The 19,360-nt window shown below is 56.3% G+C and carries 27 protein-coding genes and 1 tRNA gene; 16 read left to right on the top strand and 12 right to left on the bottom strand.

Translation table 11 applies throughout. The features are described from left to right. Window positions 1–3 precede the first annotated feature (3 nt). Genes AACY52_RS26855 through AACY52_RS26840 form a run of 4 tightly spaced genes read left to right on the top strand, consistent with a single transcriptional unit; the run spans window position 4 to window position 3,422 of the window. A complete protein-coding gene (locus AACY52_RS26855) occupies window positions 4–1,026 on the top strand; it encodes a LacI family DNA-binding transcriptional regulator (RefSeq protein ID WP_339420632.1) in 1,023 nt (340 codons plus the stop codon). A gap of 23 nt (window positions 1,027–1,049) precedes the next feature. Then, a complete protein-coding gene (rbsK, locus tag AACY52_RS26850; RefSeq protein WP_339420633.1) occupies window positions 1,050–1,967 on the top strand; it encodes a ribokinase in 918 nt (305 codons plus the stop codon). Further along, the gene (gene rbsD, locus AACY52_RS26845) at window positions 1,964–2,368 is read left to right on the top strand and encodes a D-ribose pyranase (protein ID WP_314566768.1); all 405 of its coding nucleotides are present in this window, start codon (window positions 1,964–1,966) and stop codon (window positions 2,366–2,368) included. The genes rbsK and rbsD overlap by 4 nt, the downstream gene beginning before the upstream one ends. Window positions 2,369–2,393: 25 nt before the next feature. After that, window positions 2,394–3,422 (top strand): nucleoside hydrolase, encoded by a 1,029-nt coding sequence (locus AACY52_RS26840; protein WP_339439326.1) that lies wholly within the window; start codon window positions 2,394–2,396, stop codon window positions 3,420–3,422. A gap of 33 nt (window positions 3,423–3,455) precedes the next feature. On the opposite strand, the gene AACY52_RS26835 is transcribed toward AACY52_RS26840, so the two are convergent. Then, window positions 3,456–3,668, bottom strand: a complete 213-nt coding sequence (locus AACY52_RS26835; RefSeq protein ID WP_106580534.1) for a hypothetical protein — start codon at window positions 3,666–3,668, stop codon at window positions 3,456–3,458. A gap of 171 nt (window positions 3,669–3,839) precedes the next feature. Between AACY52_RS26835 and AACY52_RS26830 the strand changes: the two genes are divergently transcribed. Continuing rightward, entirely contained in the window at window positions 3,840–4,148 is a 309-nt protein-coding gene (locus AACY52_RS26830; RefSeq protein ID WP_339420636.1) for a hypothetical protein, read from the top strand. A 144-nt stretch (window positions 4,149–4,292) separates the two neighbouring features. Beyond that, the gene (locus AACY52_RS26825; RefSeq protein ID WP_339420637.1) at window positions 4,293–4,613 is read left to right on the top strand and encodes an I78 family peptidase inhibitor; all 321 of its coding nucleotides are present in this window, start codon (window positions 4,293–4,295) and stop codon (window positions 4,611–4,613) included. A 73-nt stretch (window positions 4,614–4,686) separates the two neighbouring features. Here AACY52_RS26825 and AACY52_RS26820 read toward each other — a convergent pair whose 3' ends face one another. Then, on the bottom strand, window positions 4,687–4,899 hold the full coding sequence (locus AACY52_RS26820; RefSeq protein ID WP_003234260.1) for a cold-shock protein: 213 nt from the start codon (window positions 4,897–4,899) through the stop codon (window positions 4,687–4,689). 290 nt (window positions 4,900–5,189) lie between these two features. Next, a complete protein-coding gene (locus AACY52_RS26815) occupies window positions 5,190–5,504 on the bottom strand; it encodes a hypothetical protein (RefSeq protein WP_015884935.1) in 315 nt (104 codons plus the stop codon). Window positions 5,505–5,871: 367 nt separating this feature from the next. Between AACY52_RS26815 and thrS the strand changes: the two genes are divergently transcribed. The 9 genes from thrS to AACY52_RS26770 all read left to right on the top strand — a co-directional run bounded on the left by thrS (window position 5,872) and on the right by AACY52_RS26770 (window position 13,327). Continuing rightward, window positions 5,872–7,794: a threonine--tRNA ligase gene (gene thrS, locus AACY52_RS26810; RefSeq protein ID WP_339420638.1), complete on the top strand. Its 1,923-nt coding sequence runs from the start codon at window positions 5,872–5,874 to the stop codon at window positions 7,792–7,794. Then, window positions 7,794–8,345, top strand: a complete 552-nt coding sequence (gene infC, locus AACY52_RS26805; RefSeq protein ID WP_170947229.1) for a translation initiation factor IF-3 — start codon at window positions 7,794–7,796, stop codon at window positions 8,343–8,345. Before thrS ends, infC begins: the two co-directional genes overlap by 1 nt. A 60-nt stretch (window positions 8,346–8,405) precedes the next feature. Further along, complete coding sequence (gene rpmI, locus AACY52_RS26800) at window positions 8,406–8,600, top strand: 50S ribosomal protein L35 (RefSeq protein WP_002553160.1); 195 nt, start codon at window positions 8,406–8,408, stop codon at window positions 8,598–8,600. A gap of 29 nt (window positions 8,601–8,629) precedes the next feature. After that, window positions 8,630–8,986, top strand: a complete 357-nt coding sequence (rplT, locus tag AACY52_RS26795; protein WP_003174975.1) for a 50S ribosomal protein L20 — start codon at window positions 8,630–8,632, stop codon at window positions 8,984–8,986. A gap of 109 nt (window positions 8,987–9,095) precedes the next feature. Next, window positions 9,096–10,112 (top strand): phenylalanine--tRNA ligase subunit alpha, encoded by a 1,017-nt coding sequence (pheS, locus tag AACY52_RS26790; RefSeq protein WP_034099107.1) that lies wholly within the window; start codon window positions 9,096–9,098, stop codon window positions 10,110–10,112. Window positions 10,113–10,138: 26 nt separating this feature from the next. Continuing rightward, complete coding sequence (gene pheT / locus AACY52_RS26785) at window positions 10,139–12,517, top strand: phenylalanine--tRNA ligase subunit beta (RefSeq protein WP_339560989.1); 2,379 nt, start codon at window positions 10,139–10,141, stop codon at window positions 12,515–12,517. Window positions 12,518–12,520: 3 nt separating this feature from the next. Continuing rightward, window positions 12,521–12,823 carry an integration host factor subunit alpha gene (gene ihfA, locus AACY52_RS26780; protein ID WP_002553164.1) on the top strand — a complete coding sequence of 101 codons (303 nt, stop codon included), beginning with the start codon at window positions 12,521–12,523 and terminating at the stop codon, window positions 12,821–12,823. After that, window positions 12,804–13,160 (top strand): MerR family transcriptional regulator, encoded by a 357-nt coding sequence (locus AACY52_RS26775; protein ID WP_003219935.1) that lies wholly within the window; start codon window positions 12,804–12,806, stop codon window positions 13,158–13,160. Before ihfA ends, AACY52_RS26775 begins: the two co-directional genes overlap by 20 nt. Before the next feature lie 90 nt (window positions 13,161–13,250). Next, window positions 13,251–13,327: transfer RNA gene (locus AACY52_RS26770), tRNA-Pro, on the top strand. 89 nt (window positions 13,328–13,416) lie between these two features. Here AACY52_RS26770 and AACY52_RS26765 read toward each other — a convergent pair. The 8 genes from AACY52_RS26765 to AACY52_RS26730 form a co-directional block, all read right to left on the bottom strand. After that, complete coding sequence (locus AACY52_RS26765) at window positions 13,417–14,529, bottom strand: phage integrase Arm DNA-binding domain-containing protein (RefSeq protein ID WP_339560988.1); 1,113 nt, start codon at window positions 14,527–14,529, stop codon at window positions 13,417–13,419. Then, window positions 14,529–14,741: a hypothetical protein gene (locus AACY52_RS26760; protein WP_034117610.1), complete on the bottom strand. Its 213-nt coding sequence runs from the start codon at window positions 14,739–14,741 to the stop codon at window positions 14,529–14,531. Before AACY52_RS26760 ends, AACY52_RS26765 begins: the two co-directional genes overlap by 1 nt. A gap of 2 nt (window positions 14,742–14,743) precedes the next feature. After that, window positions 14,744–14,962 (bottom strand): hypothetical protein, encoded by a 219-nt coding sequence (locus AACY52_RS26755; protein WP_339560987.1) that lies wholly within the window; start codon window positions 14,960–14,962, stop codon window positions 14,744–14,746. 35 nt (window positions 14,963–14,997) lie between these two features. Continuing rightward, window positions 14,998–15,207, bottom strand: coding sequence for a hypothetical protein (locus AACY52_RS26750; RefSeq protein ID WP_339560986.1), 210 nt, complete (start codon window positions 15,205–15,207; stop codon window positions 14,998–15,000). A 49-nt stretch (window positions 15,208–15,256) separates the two neighbouring features. Beyond that, the gene (locus AACY52_RS26745; protein ID WP_339560985.1) at window positions 15,257–15,616 is read right to left on the bottom strand and encodes a hypothetical protein; all 360 of its coding nucleotides are present in this window, start codon (window positions 15,614–15,616) and stop codon (window positions 15,257–15,259) included. 49 nt (window positions 15,617–15,665) lie between these two features. Then, window positions 15,666–16,010: a hypothetical protein gene (locus tag AACY52_RS26740; RefSeq protein WP_339560984.1), complete on the bottom strand. Its 345-nt coding sequence runs from the start codon at window positions 16,008–16,010 to the stop codon at window positions 15,666–15,668. A gap of 2 nt (window positions 16,011–16,012) precedes the next feature. Continuing rightward, entirely contained in the window at window positions 16,013–16,210 is a 198-nt protein-coding gene (locus AACY52_RS26735; protein WP_339560983.1) for a hypothetical protein, read from the bottom strand. Window positions 16,211–16,414: 204 nt separating this feature from the next. After that, on the bottom strand, window positions 16,415–17,506 hold the full coding sequence (locus AACY52_RS26730) for an IS630 family transposase (RefSeq protein WP_339439660.1): 1,092 nt from the start codon (window positions 17,504–17,506) through the stop codon (window positions 16,415–16,417). Between the two features lie 240 nt (window positions 17,507–17,746). On the opposite strand from AACY52_RS26730, the gene AACY52_RS32395 reads away from it, so the two are divergent. Further along, window positions 17,747–18,106: a colicin E1 family microcin immunity protein gene (locus tag AACY52_RS32395; protein WP_370468055.1), complete on the top strand. Its 360-nt coding sequence runs from the start codon at window positions 17,747–17,749 to the stop codon at window positions 18,104–18,106. A 15-nt stretch (window positions 18,107–18,121) separates the two neighbouring features. Here the strand turns inward: AACY52_RS32395 and AACY52_RS26725 are convergent, their stop codons facing one another. Then, window positions 18,122–19,264 (bottom strand): colicin-like pore-forming protein, encoded by a 1,143-nt coding sequence (locus AACY52_RS26725; RefSeq protein ID WP_339560982.1) that lies wholly within the window; start codon window positions 19,262–19,264, stop codon window positions 18,122–18,124. Between the last annotated feature and the right edge of the window lie 96 nt (window positions 19,265–19,360).

The following is a 19,360-nucleotide window of genomic DNA, read 5'->3' as shown; positions in this document are numbered from 1 at the left end:
ACCATGGCAACGATCAAGGATGTGGCCGCGCTTGCAGGTATTTCCTACACCACGGTGTCCCATGTGGTGAATAAGACTCGCCCTGTCAGCGAGCCGGTACGCATCAAGGTCGAGGCGGCGATCAAGCAACTCGACTATGTGCCCAGCGCTGTCGCGCGCTCACTCAAAGCCAAGACCACGGCCACCATCGGTTTGCTGGTGCCCAATAGCCTTAACCCATATTTTGCGGAGCTGGCCCGGGGCATCGAGGATTACTGCGAGCGTAATGGCTATTGCGTGATCCTCTGCAACTCCGACGACAACGCTGAAAAGCAGCGCAGCTATCTGCGCGTATTGCTGGAGAAGCGTATCGATGGCTTGATCGTGACCTCGGTGGGTGGCGACGACAGTGGCCTTGCCGCAGGCTTGAGTGCGGTGCGTACGCCCATGGTGATCGTCGACCGCGCGCTGGATGGCATTGACGTGGACCTCGTGCGTATCGATCACGAGGAGGGCGCCTACCTGGCGACCCGGCACTTGCTCGACCTGGGCCACCGCGATATCGCCTGCATTGGCGGCCCGGCCCATACCCGCGTCGCGCAGATGCGTCTGGCGGGTTATCACCGCGCGTTGAGTGAGGCGGGCGTGGCGGTGGGGGCCAATCGCACCCAGGAAAGTGATTTCACCAGCACTGGCGGTTATGCCGCCGCCGTGCAATTACTGGCGCAAAATCCGCCCAGCGCCATTTTTGCCAGCAACGACATGATCGGTTTCGGCGTGTTGCGCGCAGCGGCGGAGCGTAATATCCGCGTGCCGGGTGAGCTGTCGGTGATCGGTTTCGATGACATTCAAATGGGCCGCTACGTCTATCCGGCGCTGACCACGGTCGGGCAATCGATCGTGCAACTGGGCGAAACAGCGGCCGAGCTTTTACTGCGAAGAATTGCAACCCCCCAACTGCCGATCGATCAACGCATCGTGACGCCGAGCATCGTATTGCGTGAGTCGACGGCGCCCGTCGCCGGTACGTTCGCGCAATACCGCTGAACCGAATTGATGAGTACTGATGTATGCCAGCAAAAGTAGTGGTAGTGGGCAGTTTGAACATGGACCTGGTCACCCGCGCCAGCCGGTTGCCGCGTGCCGGTGAAACCCTCATCGGCCAAACGTTTTCCACGGTGCCTGGCGGAAAGGGCGCGAACCAGGCTGTAGCGTCGGCGCGACTGGGCGCCGATGTTTCGATGATAGGTTGTGTCGGTACCGATGCCTATGGCGCCCAGTTGCGTGACGCGCTGTTGGTGGAAGGCATCGACTGCCAGGCCGTCAGCAGCGTGGACGGCTCCAGTGGCGTGGCATTGATCGTAGTGGATGACAGCAGCCAGAACGCGATTGTGATTGTCGCGGGCAGTAACGGCGAACTCACGCCGGCCTCGTTGCAGGCGTTCGACGCGGTGCTGCAGGCGGCCGACGTGATCGTTTGCCAGCTGGAAGTGCCGATGGACACTGTGGGCTACACCCTCAAGCGCGGGCGTGAATTGGGCAAGACGGTGATCCTCAACCCGGCCCCGGCCAGCGGTCCATTGCCGGCTGAGTGGTACGCCTCGATTGACTACCTGATCCCCAATGAAAGCGAAGCGACCGCTCTGAGCGGTGTGATGGTCGACTCCATTGAGAGCGCCAAGGCGGCGGCGACCCAGCTGATTCAGGCGGGCGCCGGCAAGGTCATCATCACGCTGGGCTCTCAGGGCGCGCTGTTTGCCGACGGCCAGGGCTTTGAGCATCTGCTGGCGCCGAAGGTTAAGGCTGTGGATACCACGGCGGCAGGCGATACCTTTGTCGGTGGTTTTGCCTCGGCGTTGGCCGATGGCAAAAGCGAGGCCGAGGCGATTCGTTTTGGTCAGGTCGCGGCGGCGTTGTCGGTCACCCGAGCCGGTGCGCAACCCTCTATTCCAACGCTGCACGACGTACAAGGTTTTGTGCCCTCATGAAAAAGACACCTCTGCTGAATATCGCACTGTCGCGTGTGATCGCCTCCCTGGGGCATGGCGACATCCTGGTGATTGGCGATGCCGGCCTGCCGGTGCCGCCGGGCGTCGAGTTGATTGACCTGGCGTTGACCCAGGGCATCCCGGACTTCATCAGCACTTTGCGTATCGTGCTCAGCGAAATGCAGGTGGAAAGCCATGTGCTGGCCGAAGAAATCCTGCTCAAGCAGCCGCCGGCGCTGGCCGACCTCAATACGCTCACAGAGCAGGCAGCCCTCGGTGAGCGGCGCCTGGCCAGCCATGAAGAATTCAAGCTGCTCAGCCGCAAGGCGCGCGCCGTAGTGCGCACCGGCGAATGCCAGCCTTACTGCAATATCGCGCTGGTGTCCGGCGTAACCTTCTAGAGTTCCCAACGACAAGGAGTGTTTTATGCAACGTGGTCTCCCAACCCTGAAAAACCTGTTTCGGAGTGTCCTGCTTTTGTCCGCACTCACAGCAGCGAGCGCCCACGCGGCGGAAAAAATCGACCTGATCATCGACACCGACCCAGGCGCCGATGATGTGGTGGCATTGCTCTTCGCCATGGCTTCGCCGGAGGAACTGAACATTCGTGCGCTGACCACCGTCGCCGGTAACGTGCGCCTGGACAAGACCTCCCGCAACGCACGCCTGGCCCGCGAGTGGGCAGGGCGCGAGGAAATCCCGGTCTACGCCGGTGCGCCAGCGCCGCTGCTGCGCACGCCGATCTACGCTGAGAATATTCATGGCAAGGAAGGTATTTCTGGCGTCACTGTGCATGAACCTAAAAAAGGCCTGGCTGACGGTAATGCCGTTGATTACCTGATCAAGACCCTGAGCACTGCCAAGCCTCACAGCATTACTATCGCCATGCTCGGCCCGCAGACCAACCTGGCGCTGGCACTGACCCAGGCGCCGGAAATCACCCAAGGCATCAAGGAAGTGGTGGTGATGGGTGGCGCGCACTTCAATGGCGGCAATATCACCCCGGTGGCGGAGTTCAACCTGTTCGCTGACCCGATCGCGGCCGAGATTGTGCTCAAAAGTGGCGTCAAGCTGACCTACCTGCCGCTGGACGTGACTCACAAGGTACTGACCAGCGAGGCGCGCTTGAAAAAGATTGCCGACATCAATAACAATGCGAGCAAGGTTGTCGGCGACATTCTCAATGAGTACGTCAAGGGCGACATGGAGCATTACGGCATCCCGGGCGGCCCGGTGCATGACGCTACCGTCATTGCTTACCTGCTCAAGCCTTCGCTGTTCAGCGGTCGTCAGGCCAATGTGGTGGTGGACAGCCGAGAAGGCCCGACCTTCGGCCAGACCATTGTCGATTGGTACGACGGCCTGAAACACGAAAAGAACGTGTTCTGGGTTGAGAACGGTGATGCGCAGGGCTTTTTCGATTTGTTGACCGAGCGTCTCGCGCGCCTGAAGTAATGTGTTGACTGGTCGGCGTTCGTCGGCCGGTTCTTATTCGCGCTCGGGGTTGTGTGCCCCCATGTGGTCGGCCGGGTATTTCTCGAATACCTGGCCGATGAACGCCTGCGCCGCCCGTGTGCCCAATTCCTTGACCAGCAGGTCGATACCGATGATGGCCAATTCCTCCGGGCTTCCGGGGCTGTAGGAGCTCTGTCCCTGGGGCCACTTGGCTTTGATGTCGGCTTGGAGCGTTACGGTGGTCATGACTATCTCGCGGGGCTAAAAGTGCTGTGTAGTGCGCTGGAGCGCGGTTCTTACCGGGGCAGTTAACCATTTTACGTTGCGTTTGGCACTGATACTTAGGCATGAGGTGGCTCGGAATGACGTCGGCGCTGTGCGACACTGTCGGCCTGTTTAATTGCCGGGGAACACCACGTGCAGATCGACCTGAACAACCCCGAGAACCTGACCCTGGCGAATGTGCGCCAACTGCTGGCCAGTGCCAGCGACGACGAACATACCCAGTTACGGGTGACCAAAGCCGGAATCGCCTTTATCTCTTCAGGCCACGCTGTAGGCGGTGTGGACATCGACGGGCTGCTGTTTCGCCTGGAGACCTGGGCCAAAGGCTCCGGATACGTAGGCAATGTGGCCGCCAGCGACGAGGTCTGGGTGACGCAGATTTTCAACGCGTTAAAACAGAACTGGCCACACCCAGAATTCGCCTACATCGACATCTACTGATTTCATTCATATCTGGTCACGATTGACCGGGCGAATGCCTGTCGAGAGTCAGGCAGACTTGCCCTGCGGCGATTTACGTCTTGAAACCAATCCGCCCAATCGCTGTCGCACGATCTCTGTCCATTTTTTATCATAGGAGGCTTCATGCCTTGGAAGCTCGCATCATTCGGTACTTTGTTGGCAGCACTCGCGTTGGCGGGTTGCAGCACCCCGGGTGCCTCTGAGCCAGCCAAAGACGCCGCCGCGGCCGGTGCCGGTTACAGCCGCTGTGAGTCGAAGGCCGCCGAATTCACCATAGGCCAGAAAGCTTCGCCCCAGTTGCTGGACCAGGCGCGTACGCGAGCCGGTGCGCAGAACGCACGAATCCTCAAGCCGAACGACATGATTACCCTCGAATACCGCTCCGACCGCTTGAACCTGAGCACCGACGACAACCTGGTGATCACGCGGGTCAATTGCGGCTAAGCCTCTGCTGGCTTTTGCAGCGCCCATAAAAAACCCCGTCACATGGACGGGGTTTTTTTAGCTCAGCGGAGAATTACTCGCCGCGAACTTGTGCCGCTTGCATACCCTTTTGGCCTTTCTCGGCCACGAAGGAAACGGTTTGGCCTTCTTTCAGGCTTTTGAAACCGTCGCTTTCGATAGCTTTGAAGTGTACGAACAGGTCGTCACCGCCACCTTGAGGAGTGATGAAGCCGAAGCCTTTTTCATCGTTGAACCATTTAACGGTGCCGGTTTGGCGATTAGACATGGTGTATCTCCAAGAAACATATATTTGTCAGTAGTGCTGTGCTGCTCAGGCCAACTGGGCACACAGGGCTATCATAGTCGAAATGTTCGGCTTGGGAGCCCCCCCAAGGCATTGTTTGCTAATCAATCGCGTTGCGTTTGATTCTTTGGTCGGCTGAAAGCCCCGATTTACGGGGCTTTAGCTCGAAATATCAGCTCGTAAAAAAAGCCGTAAAAGCTGCGTAATTTGTGAGAAACGGCAGTTTTCGGGCCATTTTTCCGGCGAAACAGGCATGTGAGCCGCCAAGAATCTTACTTTTTCTTCACGACTTTGCAGGACGAAATAGCCGCGACTGCCTTGTTTTTAAGCTCCGGGCTGGCGTTCTGGTTGGTCATGAGTTCCTTGATCTCCGCAGTGCTCAATTCGGCGTTGATCTTGTCTGCGCCACATTCGCAATGGGCTTTGGCAGTTTTGGCATCCACATTCTGGCTCGCAGCTGCGCTGCAATCGCTGACGAAGCTGTCGCGAGCACCGGCTGGCCAGTTCGACGGGGCAGCTGCCTGTGCGCCGAGAGAAAGGAGGGTCAGGGAAGCGGCGAGAGCGAGGGTAGAGGTGAAACGCATCATGAGGATGCTCCTTTGGGTCGAGGACGAACGGCGATTCTCAGTGGGTTTGAGGCGTTGCGTACAGCTCAAGTTCACTTTTGCAGCTATAAAGGCCGGAATTTGTGTTTACGCAAGATGGCGGCGGCGCGATGACCGTTCATCTGTGCTAGCATCCGCAGCCTGGCTATTTCCAGGCGCGCCATTTGCCGCCTTGCCACGTTCTTTTTAGCTCACTCCAGTCACTCTGGTCTGATTATCGGTTGGCCGAAAGGCTCCTGCCGCTGTGAGGCAGGCGTTCATCACTGAACGGCCTGGTGTTGGATCTTGTACTGGCTCATCCCAACCCACGTGACCTTTGGTAGGGGTCACCACTAGGAGAGGAGGCGCCATGCCAACTATTACTCTTCCCGATGGCAGTCAACGTTCTTTCGATCATTCGGTTTCCGTAGCTGAGGTCGCCGCATCCATTGGTGCTGGCCTGGCCAAGGCCACTGTGGCTGGCAAAGTCGACGGCAAGCTGGTCGACGCCAGCGACCTGATCACCTCCGATGCCAGTCTGCAAATCATCACGCCCAAGGATCAAGAGGGGCTTGAGATCATTCGCCACTCTTGCGCTCACCTGATTGGCCATGCGGTCAAGCAGCTGTACCCCACCGCGAAAATGGTGATTGGCCCGGTCATTGACGAAGGTTTCTATTACGATATCGCCTACGAGCGTCCTTTTACGCCGGACGACCTGGCAGCCATCGAGCAGCGCATGCACGCGCTGATCGAAAAAGATTACGACGTGATCAAGAAAGTCACGCCGCGCGCCGACGTGATCGACGTGTTCACCGCCCGTGGCGAAGACTACAAATTGCGCCTGGTGGAAGACATGCCGGACGAGCAGGCCATGGGCCTGTACTACCACGAAGAATATGTCGACATGTGCCGCGGCCCGCACGTGCCGAACACGCGCTTCCTCAAGTCGTTCAAGCTGACCAAATTGTCCGGCGCCTACTGGCGCGGCGACGCCAAGAACGAGCAGTTGCAACGGATCTACGGCACCGCCTGGGCTGACAAGAAGCAGCTGGCTGCCTACATCCAGCGCATCGAAGAAGCCGAGAAACGTGACCACCGCAAGATCGGCAAGCGCCTGAACCTGTTCCACCTCCAGGAAGAGGCGCCGGGCATGGTGTTCTGGCACCCGAACGGCTGGACCCTGTACCAGGTGCTCGAACAGTACATGCGCAAGGTGCAGCGCGAGAACGGCTACCTGGAGATCAAGACGCCTCAGGTTGTTGACCGTAGCCTGTGGGAGAAATCCGGGCACTGGGCCAACTACGCCGACAATATGTTCACCACGCAGTCGGAAAACCGCGACTACGCTATCAAGCCGATGAACTGCCCTTGCCACGTGCAGGTGTTCAACCAGGGCCTGAAGAGCTACCGCGAGTTGCCAATGCGCCTGGCCGAGTTCGGTGCTTGCCACCGTAACGAGCCGTCGGGTGCGCTGCACGGCATCATGCGCGTGCGCGGCTTCACTCAGGACGATGCCCACATCTTCTGCACCGAAGAGCAGATGCAGGCTGAATCCGCTGCGTTCATCAAGCTGACCATGGACGTTTATCGAGATTTCGGCTTTACCGAAGTCGAAATGAAGCTGTCCACTCGTCCGGAAAAACGCGTTGGCTCCGACGAGCTGTGGGATCGCGCCGAAGCGGCACTGGCCGCAGCGCTCGACAGCGCGGGCCTTGCGTACGATCTGCAGCCGGGTGAAGGCGCGTTCTACGGTCCGAAGATCGAGTTCTCGCTGAAAGATTGCCTTGGCCGCGTCTGGCAGTGTGGTACCCTGCAGCTCGATTTTAACCTGCCGATCCGTCTGGGAGCCGAATATGTCTCCGAAGACAACAGCCGTAAACACCCGGTTATGCTGCACCGGGCGATCCTCGGCTCGTTCGAGCGTTTCGTCGGGATCCTGATCGAGCACTACGAGGGTGCATTCCCCGCGTGGTTGGCTCCGACCCAGGCAGTGATCATGAATATCACTGATAAACAGGCAGATTTTGCCGCTGAAGTTGAAAAAACTCTCAACGAAAGCGGATTTCGTGCCAAGTCCGACTTGAGAAATGAAAAGATCGGCTTTAAAATCCGCGAGCATACTTTGCTCAAGGTTCCCTATCTTTTGGTTATTGGAGATCGGGAAGTCGAGATGCAGACTGTCGCTGTGCGTACTCGTGAAGGTGCTGACCTGGGCTCGATGCCCGTCGCCCAGCTCGCTGAGTTCCTCGCGCAAGCGGTTTCCCGGCGTGGTCGCCCAGATTCGGAGTAATTATTATTAAGCGTGAAATGAGACAAGATAAACGAGCTGCACCGAAAGCCCCGATCAACGAGAATATCTCGGCACGTGAGGTTCGGTTAATTGGGGCTGAAGGTGAGCAGCTTGGGATTGTGTCAATTGAAGACGCGCTTCTTAAGGCTGAAGAAGCCAAGCTCGATTTGGTGGAGATTTCCGCCGATGCTGTACCGCCTGTCTGCAAGCTGATGGACTACGGCAAATCGATCTTCGAGAAGAAGAAGCAGGTTGCCGCAGCCAAGAAAAACCAGAAGCAGATCCAGGTTAAAGAAATCAAGTTTCGTCCAGGGACGGAGGAAGGGGATTACCAGGTAAAACTGCGCAACCTGGTACGTTTCCTGAGTGATGGGGACAGGGCCAAGGTATCCTTGCGATTCCGCGGCCGTGAGATGGCCCACCAGGAGCTGGGGATGGAACTCCTCAAGCGGGTTGAAGCTGACCTGCTCGAGTACGGTTCGGTCGAACAGCATCCTAAGATGGAAGGACGCCAACTGATCATGGTCATCGCCCCGAAAAAGAAGAAGTAATCAACAGGGCACGGCAGGCCTTCTGATTATGTTTATCAACTGAATGCGGAGTATCCGAACATGCCAAAGATGAAGACTAAAAGTGGTGCTGCTAAGCGGTTTCTGAAAACTGCTAACGGTATCAAGCACAAGCACGCTTTCAAGAGCCACATCCTGACCAAAATGTCGACCAAGCGTAAGCGTCAACTGCGCGGTAGCAGCTTGCTGCATCCGTCTGACGTGGCAAAAGTCGAGCGCATGCTGCGCCTTCGTTAATTTTTGGATCAAGATAGAGGAAGTAACTCATGGCTCGTGTAAAGCGTGGCGTCATTGCCCGTAAACGTCACAAAAAAATTCTGAAACTCGCTAAAGGCTACTACGGCGCGCGGTCACGCGTATTCCGTGTTGCCAAGCAAGCGGTAATCAAGGCAGGCCAATACGCCTACCGTGACCGTCGTCAGAAAAAACGTCAGTTCCGCGCTCTGTGGATCGCTCGTATCAACGCTGGTGCACGTGTTAACGGTCTGTCCTACAGCCGTTTCATCGCTGGCCTGAAAAAAGCGTCCATCGAAATCGACCGTAAGGTTCTGGCTGAACTGGCCGTGAACGAAAAAGCGGTGTTTGCTGCGATTGTCGAGAAAGCTAAAGCCACCTTGGCTTAAGTACCCCCGACAGTCACCCTGGGTTGCTCCTGCAGCCCTAGGTGGTAAACGTCATAAATAGGGGAAGAGCCTTCAAGCTCTTCCCCTATTTTGTATCTGGAGTCTGTACATGGAAAACCTGGACGCGCTCGTCGCTCAAGCTCTTGAGGCTGTGCAAAGCGCTGAAGATATCAATGCCCTGGAGCAAATCCGGGTTCACTACCTTGGCAAAAAGGGTGAATTGACTCAGGTGATGAAGACCCTGGGGAATTTGCCGGCTGAAGAGCGCCCGCAAGTCGGCGCGCTCATCAACGTCGCCAAGGAGCGTGTCACAGAGGTTCTCAATGCGCGCAAGGCGTCGCTCGAGGAGGCCGATCTTGCGGCCAAACTCGCGGCCGAGTCCATTGATGTCACCCTGCCAGGCCGCGGCCAGGCCTCGGGCGGTCTGCATCCGATCACCCGGACTCTGGAGCGTATCGAGCAGTTCTTCACCCATATCGGCTACGGCATTGCCGAAGGCCCTGAGGTCGAAGACGACTATCACAACTTCGAGGCGCTCAACATCCCAGGCCATCACCCGGCCCGGTCGATGCACGACACCTTCTACTTCAACGCGAACATGCTGTTGCGCACCCATACCTCGCCGGTACAGGTCCGCACCATGGAAGCGAACAAGCCGCCGATCCGCATTGTCTGCCCAGGCCGTGTGTACCGTAGCGACTCGGATATCACCCATTCGCCGATGTTCCACCAGGTCGAAGGCCTGCTTGTTGATCGCGACATCAACTTCGCCGACCTCAAAGGCACCATCGAAGAATTCCTTCGCGTGTTCTTCGAGAAGGAACTGGCGGTGCGTTTCCGTCCATCGTTCTTCCCGTTCACCGAGCCGTCCGCTGAAGTCGACATGGAATGCGTGATGTGCAGCGGTAAAGGCTGCCGCGTCTGCAAGCAGACTGGCTGGCTGGAAGTGATGGGCTGCGGCATGGTTCACCCCAATGTGCTGCGCATGTCCGGCATCGATCCGGAAGAGTTCTCGGGCTTTGCCTTCGGTATGGGCGTTGAGCGTCTGGCCATGCTGCGTTACGGCGTGAACGACTTGCGTCTGTTCTTCGACAACGACTTGCGGTTCCTCGCGCAATTTCGCTAGTCGTAACGAATCTTTAGGAGAGCAGGATGAAATTCAGTGAACAATGGCTGCGCGGCTGGGTAAGCCCGCAGGTAGATCGCGATGAGCTGGTTGCTCGTCTGTCGATGGCCGGTCTTGAGGTCGATAGCGTTACGCCGGCCGCCGGTGTTTTCAGCGGTGTGGTAGTGGGCGAGGTGCTGAGCACCGAGCAGCACCCTGATGCCGATAAATTGCGTGTGTGCCAGGTCAGCAATGGCGCGCAAACCTTCCAGGTCGTGTGCGGAGCGCCAAACGTGCGCCCGGGCCTGAAGATCCCGTTTGCCATGATCGGTGCTGAGCTGCCGGGCGACTTCAAGATCAAGAAGGCCAAGCTGCGTGGCGTTGAGTCCAACGGCATGCTGTGCTCCCAGGCAGAACTGCAAGTAGGTGAGGGCAATGATGGTCTGATGGAATTGCCGGCCGACGCACCAGTGGGCCAGGACATCCGTGTTTACCTGGAATTGGAAGACGCCAGCATTGAGGTCGACCTGACCCCGAACCGTGGCGACTGCCTGTCCCTCGCCGGCCTGGCCCGTGAAGTGGGCGCGTTGTACAACGCCCCGGTCACCCGCCCAGTGGTTGCAGCCGTGGCTGCCGTTCATGAAGAGGTGCGCCCGATCGAAGTGCTGGCGCCAAACGCCTGCCCACGTTACCTGGGGCGTGTGATCCGCAACGTCGACCTGTCCAAGCCAACCCCGCTGTGGATGGTTGAGCGTCTGCGTCGGGCCGACGTACGCAGCATCGACGCTGCCGTCGACATCACCAACTATGTGATGCTTGAGCTGGGCCAGCCGCTGCACGCCTTCGATCTCGCCGAAATCAACGGCGGCATCCGTGTTCGCATGGCTGAAGAAGGCGAGAAGCTGGTTCTGCTCGACGGTCAGGAAGTCAGCCTGCGTGCCGACACCCTAGTGATTGCCGACCACTCCCGCGCCCTGGCGATCGCCGGCGTGATGGGGGGCGAGCACAGCGGTGTGTCCGAGACCACCCGTGACGTATTTCTTGAAAGTGCGTTCTTCGACCAGATCGTTATCGCTGGCAAGGCTCGTTCCTACGGCCTGCACACCGATGCCTCGCACCGCTACGAGCGTGGTGTGGACTGGAAACTCGCCCGTGAAGCCATGGAGCGCGCCACTGGCCTGCTGCTGGAAATCACCGGTGGCGAAGCCGGCCCGATCACCGAAACCGTCAACGAGCAGTACTTGCCGTCCGTTGCCCCGATCACCCTGCGCGCCAAGAGCGTTGAGCAAATGCTCGGCCTGGTAATCGCGCCGGCTGAAATCGAGCAGTTGCTGTCGGCCCTCGGCCTGGGTATTTCCTCGAGCGGGGAAGGGCAGTGGACCGTTGAGGTGCCAAGCCACCGCTTCGACATCAGCCTGGAAGTCGACCTGATCGAAGAACTGGCCCGCCTGTACGGCTACAACCGTCTGCCGGTTCGTTACCCGCAAGCGCGCCTGGCACCGCAGCCCAAGGCTGAGGCGCGTGCGCACCTGCCTGAGCTGCGTCGCCTGCTGGTTGCCCGTGGCTACCAGGAAGCGGTGACCTACAGCTTCATCGATCCAAAGCAGTTTGAACTGTTCAACCCGGGCGTCGAGCCACTGTTGCTGGCTAACCCGATTTCGAACGACATGGCTGCCATGCGCTCGTCATTGTGGCCAGGCCTTGTGAAAGCCCTTTCCCATAACCTGAACCGTCAGCAAGACCGCGTGCGCATGTTCGAAAGCGGCCTGCGTTTTGTCGGTCAGTTGGACGGCCTGAAGCAAGAGCCGATGCTGGCTGGCGTGGTCTGCGGCAGCCGTCTGCCGGAAGGTTGGGCGCAGGGCCGCGACGCCGTGGACTTCTTCGACGTCAAGGCTGACGTGGAAGCAGTGCTGGGCTTTGCGGGTGCGCTGGATGCCTTCACTTTCCTGCCTGGCAGCCACCCAGCGCTGCACCCGGGCCAGACGGCACGCATCGAGCGTGAAGGGCGCCTGGTAGGTTTCGTTGGTGCCATTCACCCTGAACTGTCGAAAACCCTCGGCTTGGACCGTCCGGTCTTTGTGTTTGAGCTGGTTCTGGCTGAAGTTGCTTCGGGCAAAATGCCTAAATTCTGCGAGTTGTCGCGCCTCCCTGAAGTGCGCCGCGACCTGGCGCTGATCGCCGACCGTGAAGTGGCCGCCACTGCCGTTCTGGATGTGATCCGTGAAAATGCAGGGGAATGGCTCACAGACCTCAGGCTATTTGACGTCTATCAGGGTAAAGGCATTGATCCGCATAGAAAAAGCCTTGCAGTTGGCTTGACCTGGCAGCATCCATCGCGCACTCTTAATGACGATGAGGTGAATACCACGACACAAAATATCCTCACCTCGCTCGAACAAAGGTTGAACGCCACGTTAAGGAAGTGACGTATGGGGGCTTTGACGAAAGCTGAGATGGCGGAACGTCTGTACGAAGAGTTGGGTCTGAACAAGCGCGAGGCCAAGGAATTGGTCGAGCTGTTTTTTGAAGAAATCAGACACGCTCTGGAAGACAACGAACAGGTCAAATTGTCCGGTTTCGGCAATTTTGACCTGCGGGACAAACGCCAGCGGCCTGGCCGCAATCCAAAAACGGGAGAAGAAATCCCGATCACGGCTCGCCGTGTGGTCACCTTTCGTCCAGGGCAGAAGTTGAAGGCCCGAGTTGAGGCTTATGCTGGAACCAAGTCATAACGACGAGCTACCCGTCATCCCAGGCAAACGCTACTTCACCATTGGTGAAGTCAGCGAGCTCTGTGCGGTAAAACCGCACGTTTTGCGCTATTGGGAGCAGGAGTTTCCTCAACTCAACCCCGTCAAGCGCACAGGTAACCGTCGGTATTATCAGCGCCAGGATGTGCTGATGATCCGACAGATCCGCGCGTTGCTGTACGATCAGGGGTTCACCATCAGCGGCGCTCGCCAGCGTATGTCCGGTGATGAAGCCAAAGACGACACTACGCAATACAAGCAAATGATCCGCCAGATGATCTCCGAACTCGAAGATGTACTGGTGGTTTTGAAGAAGTAATTCCGGCTTTTAAAATACTTCCACATTTCAAAAGCTTGCGGTATATTCCGGTTCGCTTCGTTAGGAAGCAAACCCAGTAACACGCCTAGTCGGGGCGTAGCGCAGTCCGGTAGCGCACTAGCATGGGGTGCTAGGGGTCGAGTGTTCGAATCACTCCGTCCCGACCATTATTCCTGAGTAAAATCAGACACTTAAGCCGATCGGATGGATCGGCTTTTTTGTGCCTGCGCAAAACCCGCGCAAAACTTGCGCAAAACTACCCAGTGATTTCGCTGATATTCAGGTCCGGAACTGCCTCGGACCAGATGATTTCCTCATGGTCTCGCTGGTAGTTTTTGGTCATGCCCTCGCTCGCATGGCCTGCGATCTTCTGCCCATCCTTTCCGGCTTTCTTGTACAGGTGCAGCGACAGCGCCCGCACTTCATGGAAGCCTGGCATCTCTCCCTCCTTCCATCCCGCGTAGCAGTTCGCCGCCTCTCTGGCCTCCTTGAATGCTCGCGTCAAATACCGTTCCTCGATCTTCGTCCAGTGGTCCTTTGTCTGTGCCTGCTTCTGTTTCAGACGATCCGGCTTGCGGTGTACCAGGTATGGTGAAACCACATCATCGCGGCACCGGCTGATTACCGCCTGCAACTCCGGCGTGACCCTGAACCGAATCCAGGCCGCGTCTGTTGCCTTGGCGGTTTTCTTCTGCACAACATACAGAAAGCCTTCCCGAACCCCATCGAAACGCATGTCCAGGATGTCGGTCCGCCGTTGAGCGGTGATCAGCGCCAGGTCGATGGCGTTCTGTAGCCACGCCGGCGACTTCTCCCTAATGGCCTTCAGGCCCTCAACGGTGTGCCGCTTGCGCTGTTTCTTCTCGATCCGGTTGATGGTGCTGGCCGCTGGGTTGTCCGGGCACAGGCCCTTGGCTGCGGCGTGGTTGAAAATGTCGGTCAACAGGGCGCGGCATTGGTTGGCCGAGCGCGGGGTGAGCCCATCCAGCTCGGTGGCGATCATGCGAATGGTGATCTGATCTACTGTCTTTCCTTCAAACCACTTCCTGAACCGCCGAAAGTGAACCGCGTATAGGCCAAGAGTGCCTTTCGCAAGCTCCCTGGGCGGCAGAACCTCAGCTTCATATTTGTCGAGGAAACCCTCGAAGCTGTCAGACGGGTTGGACATCACTGCGCCCACCAGGTCAGCGCCACGCATGAACTCGAGGTTCAACTGCTTAGCTGCGTCGATGGCTTTCACTCGATCCGGGCCGAACGGGAAGAACTTCCCGTCGGTAGGGCGCCGGTAGCGATATGTTCCGCGCCGCGCGTCGAAGTACAGGTTCTGCGGAAGGCTCTTGTTCGCAGTGTTGCGCGGCCGTGGCGACATCATGCAGCTCCTTTCAATACCATTGCGACAAGGTCGTTACCGTTGGACGAGTTGAACGCAGCCCAATCAACGTACCAGAGTTTCCCGATTTGCTCGCCCGGCACCATGCCGTTGCGGATGTGATTGCGAATTGCCTGGGGGCAGGGTGGTGTGCCGTTTTCCCCCCAACGGCGACGCTGGAATTCGCTGATTTTGATGAGTTCCTTTCGCATAGCTACCTCCCGCCGGCCGTGGGCCGCGCTGTCTTTATGATGTGAATGGCCAGGCCAAAGCTGACCAGGAGCCAGCCGCAGGTGCCGGCGAAGGCGTAGAGCAATGCCTCGGTAGTGCCGGTGACCACAAGCTCAGGCCCGAGCCAGAAGAACCAGACGAGTGTTCCAGCCAGGTACAGCAAAGCGCCCAGTACAATCAGGGTGAGTTTCATAGCGAACATGGGGTGTCCTTGCCGCGCTGGGCGGCAGAAGGTGGTTATTTGTTCGGCCAGCCGATCGGCATGCCGTCAGGACGAATCAAGTGCGCAGGCAGGTCTTCACGCATGCACATAGGGGCGGTCCCTGGCACGCCGCAGGTCGGACACCCGGAGGGAGCGCCGTGGCATACCGAATGCAAAACAGGAAACCCGCTGAGGCAGCGCACCTTCTCGGCGTCGTACTCGCTACACGGAATTCTTTCGGACATGGGAATACCTCGCCCGCCGCTCACCGGCAGGCATGTAGGGGGATTGGGGTTAGGGCTTTACTTTCGATGCCAGCTCGCAGTCGGCGGCCAGCTTCAGCAGGTTTCGGGTTGTCGGTCTAAAGCCTTCAGTGTTTGGGTAGTGCGCAAGGTCGTGACCATGCGGGTACTCAGCGAAAGATCCGTGCCACATCCAGTTCGATTTCCAGTCAGCCCAAACGGTGTAAGTGTCCTGGCCATCGCCCCAATAGTCCGTGCCTCCACCAACAGAAAGCACATGGCTCACCCTCGTGTTTTGTTCATAGGCCAGTTCGGACGGCTCATCCTTGTCGATCCATGAGTTCCGGTGGTAAAGGGATGGGTGCAGGCGTACAAGGCGCTTGCTCAGCTTCTTCTCGATGCGCGCCTTCATGACCTTCCCACCTTGTAGATGAACACGTAGGCGAACCAGAGGTTGGCGATCATAGTAGGTGTGCTCCTGCTTCGAGTAGGCCGTCGCGGTCTTCGCGTATGCTGTCTCTTTCCTTGCGCAACGCTTCGTTCTCGGCAATCAGGGCCAGGACTGTGGCAGGGTTGGCGGCTCGGTAGTACGCCTCGGCCGCACCAAACTCATGGCCGATTCCGTAAAACTGGACGCCAATTGCTACGCCGTCATAGTTGCAATAGTCCGCTTCAAGCTCTACTTCACCACTCCCTCCGCAATGCGGGCATTCGATATAGCCATTTCCGGATTTCTCTTCGGCTGTATCGAACTCTTGCGGGGTCGCAGCTTCAGCCAGACGCTTCAGTTCGGTGTAATCGGTCATGATCAGTCTCCCCAGCAGCTGAGCTCTTCGGCAATCTCATCGGCAGGATCGCCGATTTCATTGAGGCGCCCGTCGTACTCGTAGTTGTCATAGATCACGGCGCCGGTTTCCCAGCAGAAGGCCAGGTCTTTCGGTTTCCACCACCCCATCAGGCTGCGCATGTGCAAAGCGGCGCGGAGGATCCAGTACATTTTTTTCATGCGAGTTCGTCCTTGCCGCTATAGCGGCTGACTTTGATGGGGGAGGGGTTAAATTTTTTGCGGCTGGAATAGGGGTGTACTCCATGCGTGGCGAAACCGCAGGTCGCCCTTTGATGGCGAGCCTAATGGAGGGCTGTCCTTGGGCGAAAATCTGTCCCATGTGATTCTTATGACAAACATGTTGTAAGCTAGTGGCCTGAGCGGTTAATCAATTAACTTATTTTTGATCACGCTCAGCTTTGCTTTATGCACCGAACTGATGATGGCCTCAGCCGTTTTGTTCCATTTAAAGGGTTTGGCTGAGTGCTCGTTATGAGCTTCGATAAATTGACGGATAGCTGTTTTCAAATCGGCCACGCTGGTGAAGGCGCCCCGGTACAGCGCTCGTCTTTCCAGTTGTGCAAACCAGCCCTCCACGGCGTTCAGCCAGGATGCGCTGGTCGGGGTGAAGTGCAATTTGAAGCGTGGATGCTTTTCCAGCCACTGCTTGATGGCGGCAGTTTTGTGGGTTGAGCTGTTATCCAGAATCACATGCAAATCCAGTCCGGCTGGCGTGTTGCGATTGATCTGTTGCAGAAAGGCCAGAAACTCCTTGGCGCGATGGCGCTGGGTAATCCGTCCGATGACTTGGCCGGTCATGATGTCGAATGCCGCGTACAAGCTCGCTGTTCCATGGCGCTTATAGTCGTGCGTGCGGCGTTCGATCTGACCTGGGCGCAGTGGTAACATCGGTTGAGTGCGATCCAAAGCCTGGATCTGAGTTTTCTCGTCAACCGACAGCACCAGCGCGTTATCCGGCGGGTTCAGATAGAGCCCAACCACATCGACCACCTTGTCGGCGAAATGGGGATCATTGCTGATCTTGAAGGTCTTCAGACGATGGGGTTTGAGGTCGGAAGCCGCCCAGAGCTGTCGAACCTGCCACGTGGTGACCCGAGCATATTTGGCCATCAAGCGAACGCTCCAGTGAGTAGCCTCCTTGGGGACGCGCTGGGTCGTCAGCGTGAGAATTTCGTTGATTTTTTCCGGCCCAAGCTTGAGTGGCTGACCGCTGCGCGGCAGATCCTTCAGCCCTTCAATCCCAGCTTCCAGATAGCGCTTTCGCCACTTGAATACCGTCGGCCGTGTGATCTGCAACTGGTCGCTGACGGCCTTGGGTGTCATTCCATCAGCCAACAGAAGCAGGATGCGAGCCCGCTCAACAAGGGCCTGTCCCAGCGTACTCATCCTCATCCAACCTTGCAGGGTAATGAGATCAGAAGGCGTTAAAGCGAAGGGAGAAGCTGGCCGAGGCATACGTATAACCAATCCATGACATTGGGCGCATAGTATATCGTCGCTTGTAGGAAAGTGAATTAACCGCTCAGGCCACTAGGGTGGAGAGTTACGCATTTTTTGATAAATAGATTGGGTTAAAAGAGCGCCAATTGATGCAGGAATCTTGGCATTGGTGCGATAAGAGAGGCGATTGCCGAATGGATTAGGCACAGAATATTTAGCTTGAATTTTACTAGAGGTTAAAAGTAGGTTATATGAATGTTAACAAGTGAGAAGGTGATGGATAGAAAATACTACTTATACAATTTTTTTTGGGGTGCTCTAATTTTTTTTCTTGCTGTTTATGACTTTGAACAGCACTCATTCAGATTTTCTAATGAAATACTAATACATCCGATTACGCTCTTTATAAATGCCCTGCTGTTTCCGTTTTCAAAATGCCTAGTTGAAAATATCGCTCTCCGGTATACGACTAAAGAGTTCTGGGAAACGAATGCATTGAGAACGGCAGCATACAACGGGGGGTTAATTCTTTATTGCTTGTTTTGTTTTGTTTTTGCTATTCCTCTTGGCATCATATGTATGGCGATTTTATGTATTAAGCGGCGCCGCCCATAAGGCGGCGCTTTGTCTCTAAAGTTGCATAATAAATTTATTGATGCTTTCCACTAACTTGTCGTCAATAGCTGCACCTGATACAGCCATCAAAGCGGAAAATCCCAATATCCCTACTGGTGTTACCGCTGCAAATCCAAACATAGCTGCAACCAATGCGGTTGCTGCCATGCCAAGTCCAACTGTTTCAAGCTTAACGAAAAATGGATTCCAGTCACCCGATGCTTGAGATTTGCCAAATTCTATATAGACATCTTTAGCATTGAATGCATGGCCCACATATCCGAATCCTTTGCTGAACTTGGCTGTTGCCTTTCCAATGGCCTCAAAATCCATCGAGGCGATGTATTTAGCCGCTGCCTCCCTTTCCTTGCTATTGAATTTCTTATTTAGAACATCTTTGTACTTATCAAAAGCTTTCAGTGCTTCATCCGCGCTTCGGATTGACGTGCCTTTCGCACCTTCTTCGAGTTCTTTTGCTAGCGTTTTCGCCTTATCACCAAATTTTGCACCCAGTGCTTCATAAAAACTAGCAGTGGCTTTAATGGCGTCTTCATATTTTGTTTGCTCATCAGCCGCCAGTTTCGCTTTTGCGGCGGCATCAGCAATAGCTTTGTCGGCAGCGGCTTTTGCGGCAGCAACATCCCGTTGTTGTTTTTCTTTGATCGCCTGCCATTGGTCTAGTTTTTCGTGAAGCAGTTGAATGGCTGTCGCATGTATTTCAATGTTACGCGTCGAGACAAGCCAGGCAAGCTCTAGATCAATCATTCGATTCATTGCATCGCTATCAACATTATTAGTGATAGGCATGACCTCATCAACAATCGCTTTGACACTCCTGCCATACTGTCTTTTTGGTAGCTTTGCCAATACGGCCTTGTTCTCTTGAATAGCCTCATTTCTTTTTTGTATAAGGCCGTTGAGTGCGGATATCGAGTTGTTAGTAACCTTCTCAGAAGGAGTGACCTTGGCAGGTAGTTGCGCCACTCCCGCACTACTAATTTCTGATTCTAAAGTGTTTTTGAGATTGTTTTTCGCATACTCAGTGTTATTGTTGATTTCGAGGATGGCCTCTGAAAGCTGAAGAGGAATCCACTTCCAAGGGTCAACACCAATATCAATGTAATGATCGTAACTGATCCATAAACCCCACCTATTCAAAAAAAGGTGAACCGTTCAGGATGCGACATTCCGTTATTTCTTGTGCTTGATATCCACCACCGTTCCTGCCCGTACGTCTTTGATCGGCGAGAGCAG

Origin of the sequence: Pseudomonas sp. EA_65y_Pfl1_P113 (assembly GCF_963970525.1) — a bacterium.
Taxonomy (GTDB): domain Bacteria; phylum Pseudomonadota; class Gammaproteobacteria; order Pseudomonadales; family Pseudomonadaceae; genus Aquipseudomonas; species Aquipseudomonas tritici.
This window is presented reverse-complemented; position numbering and strand designations above follow the sequence as displayed.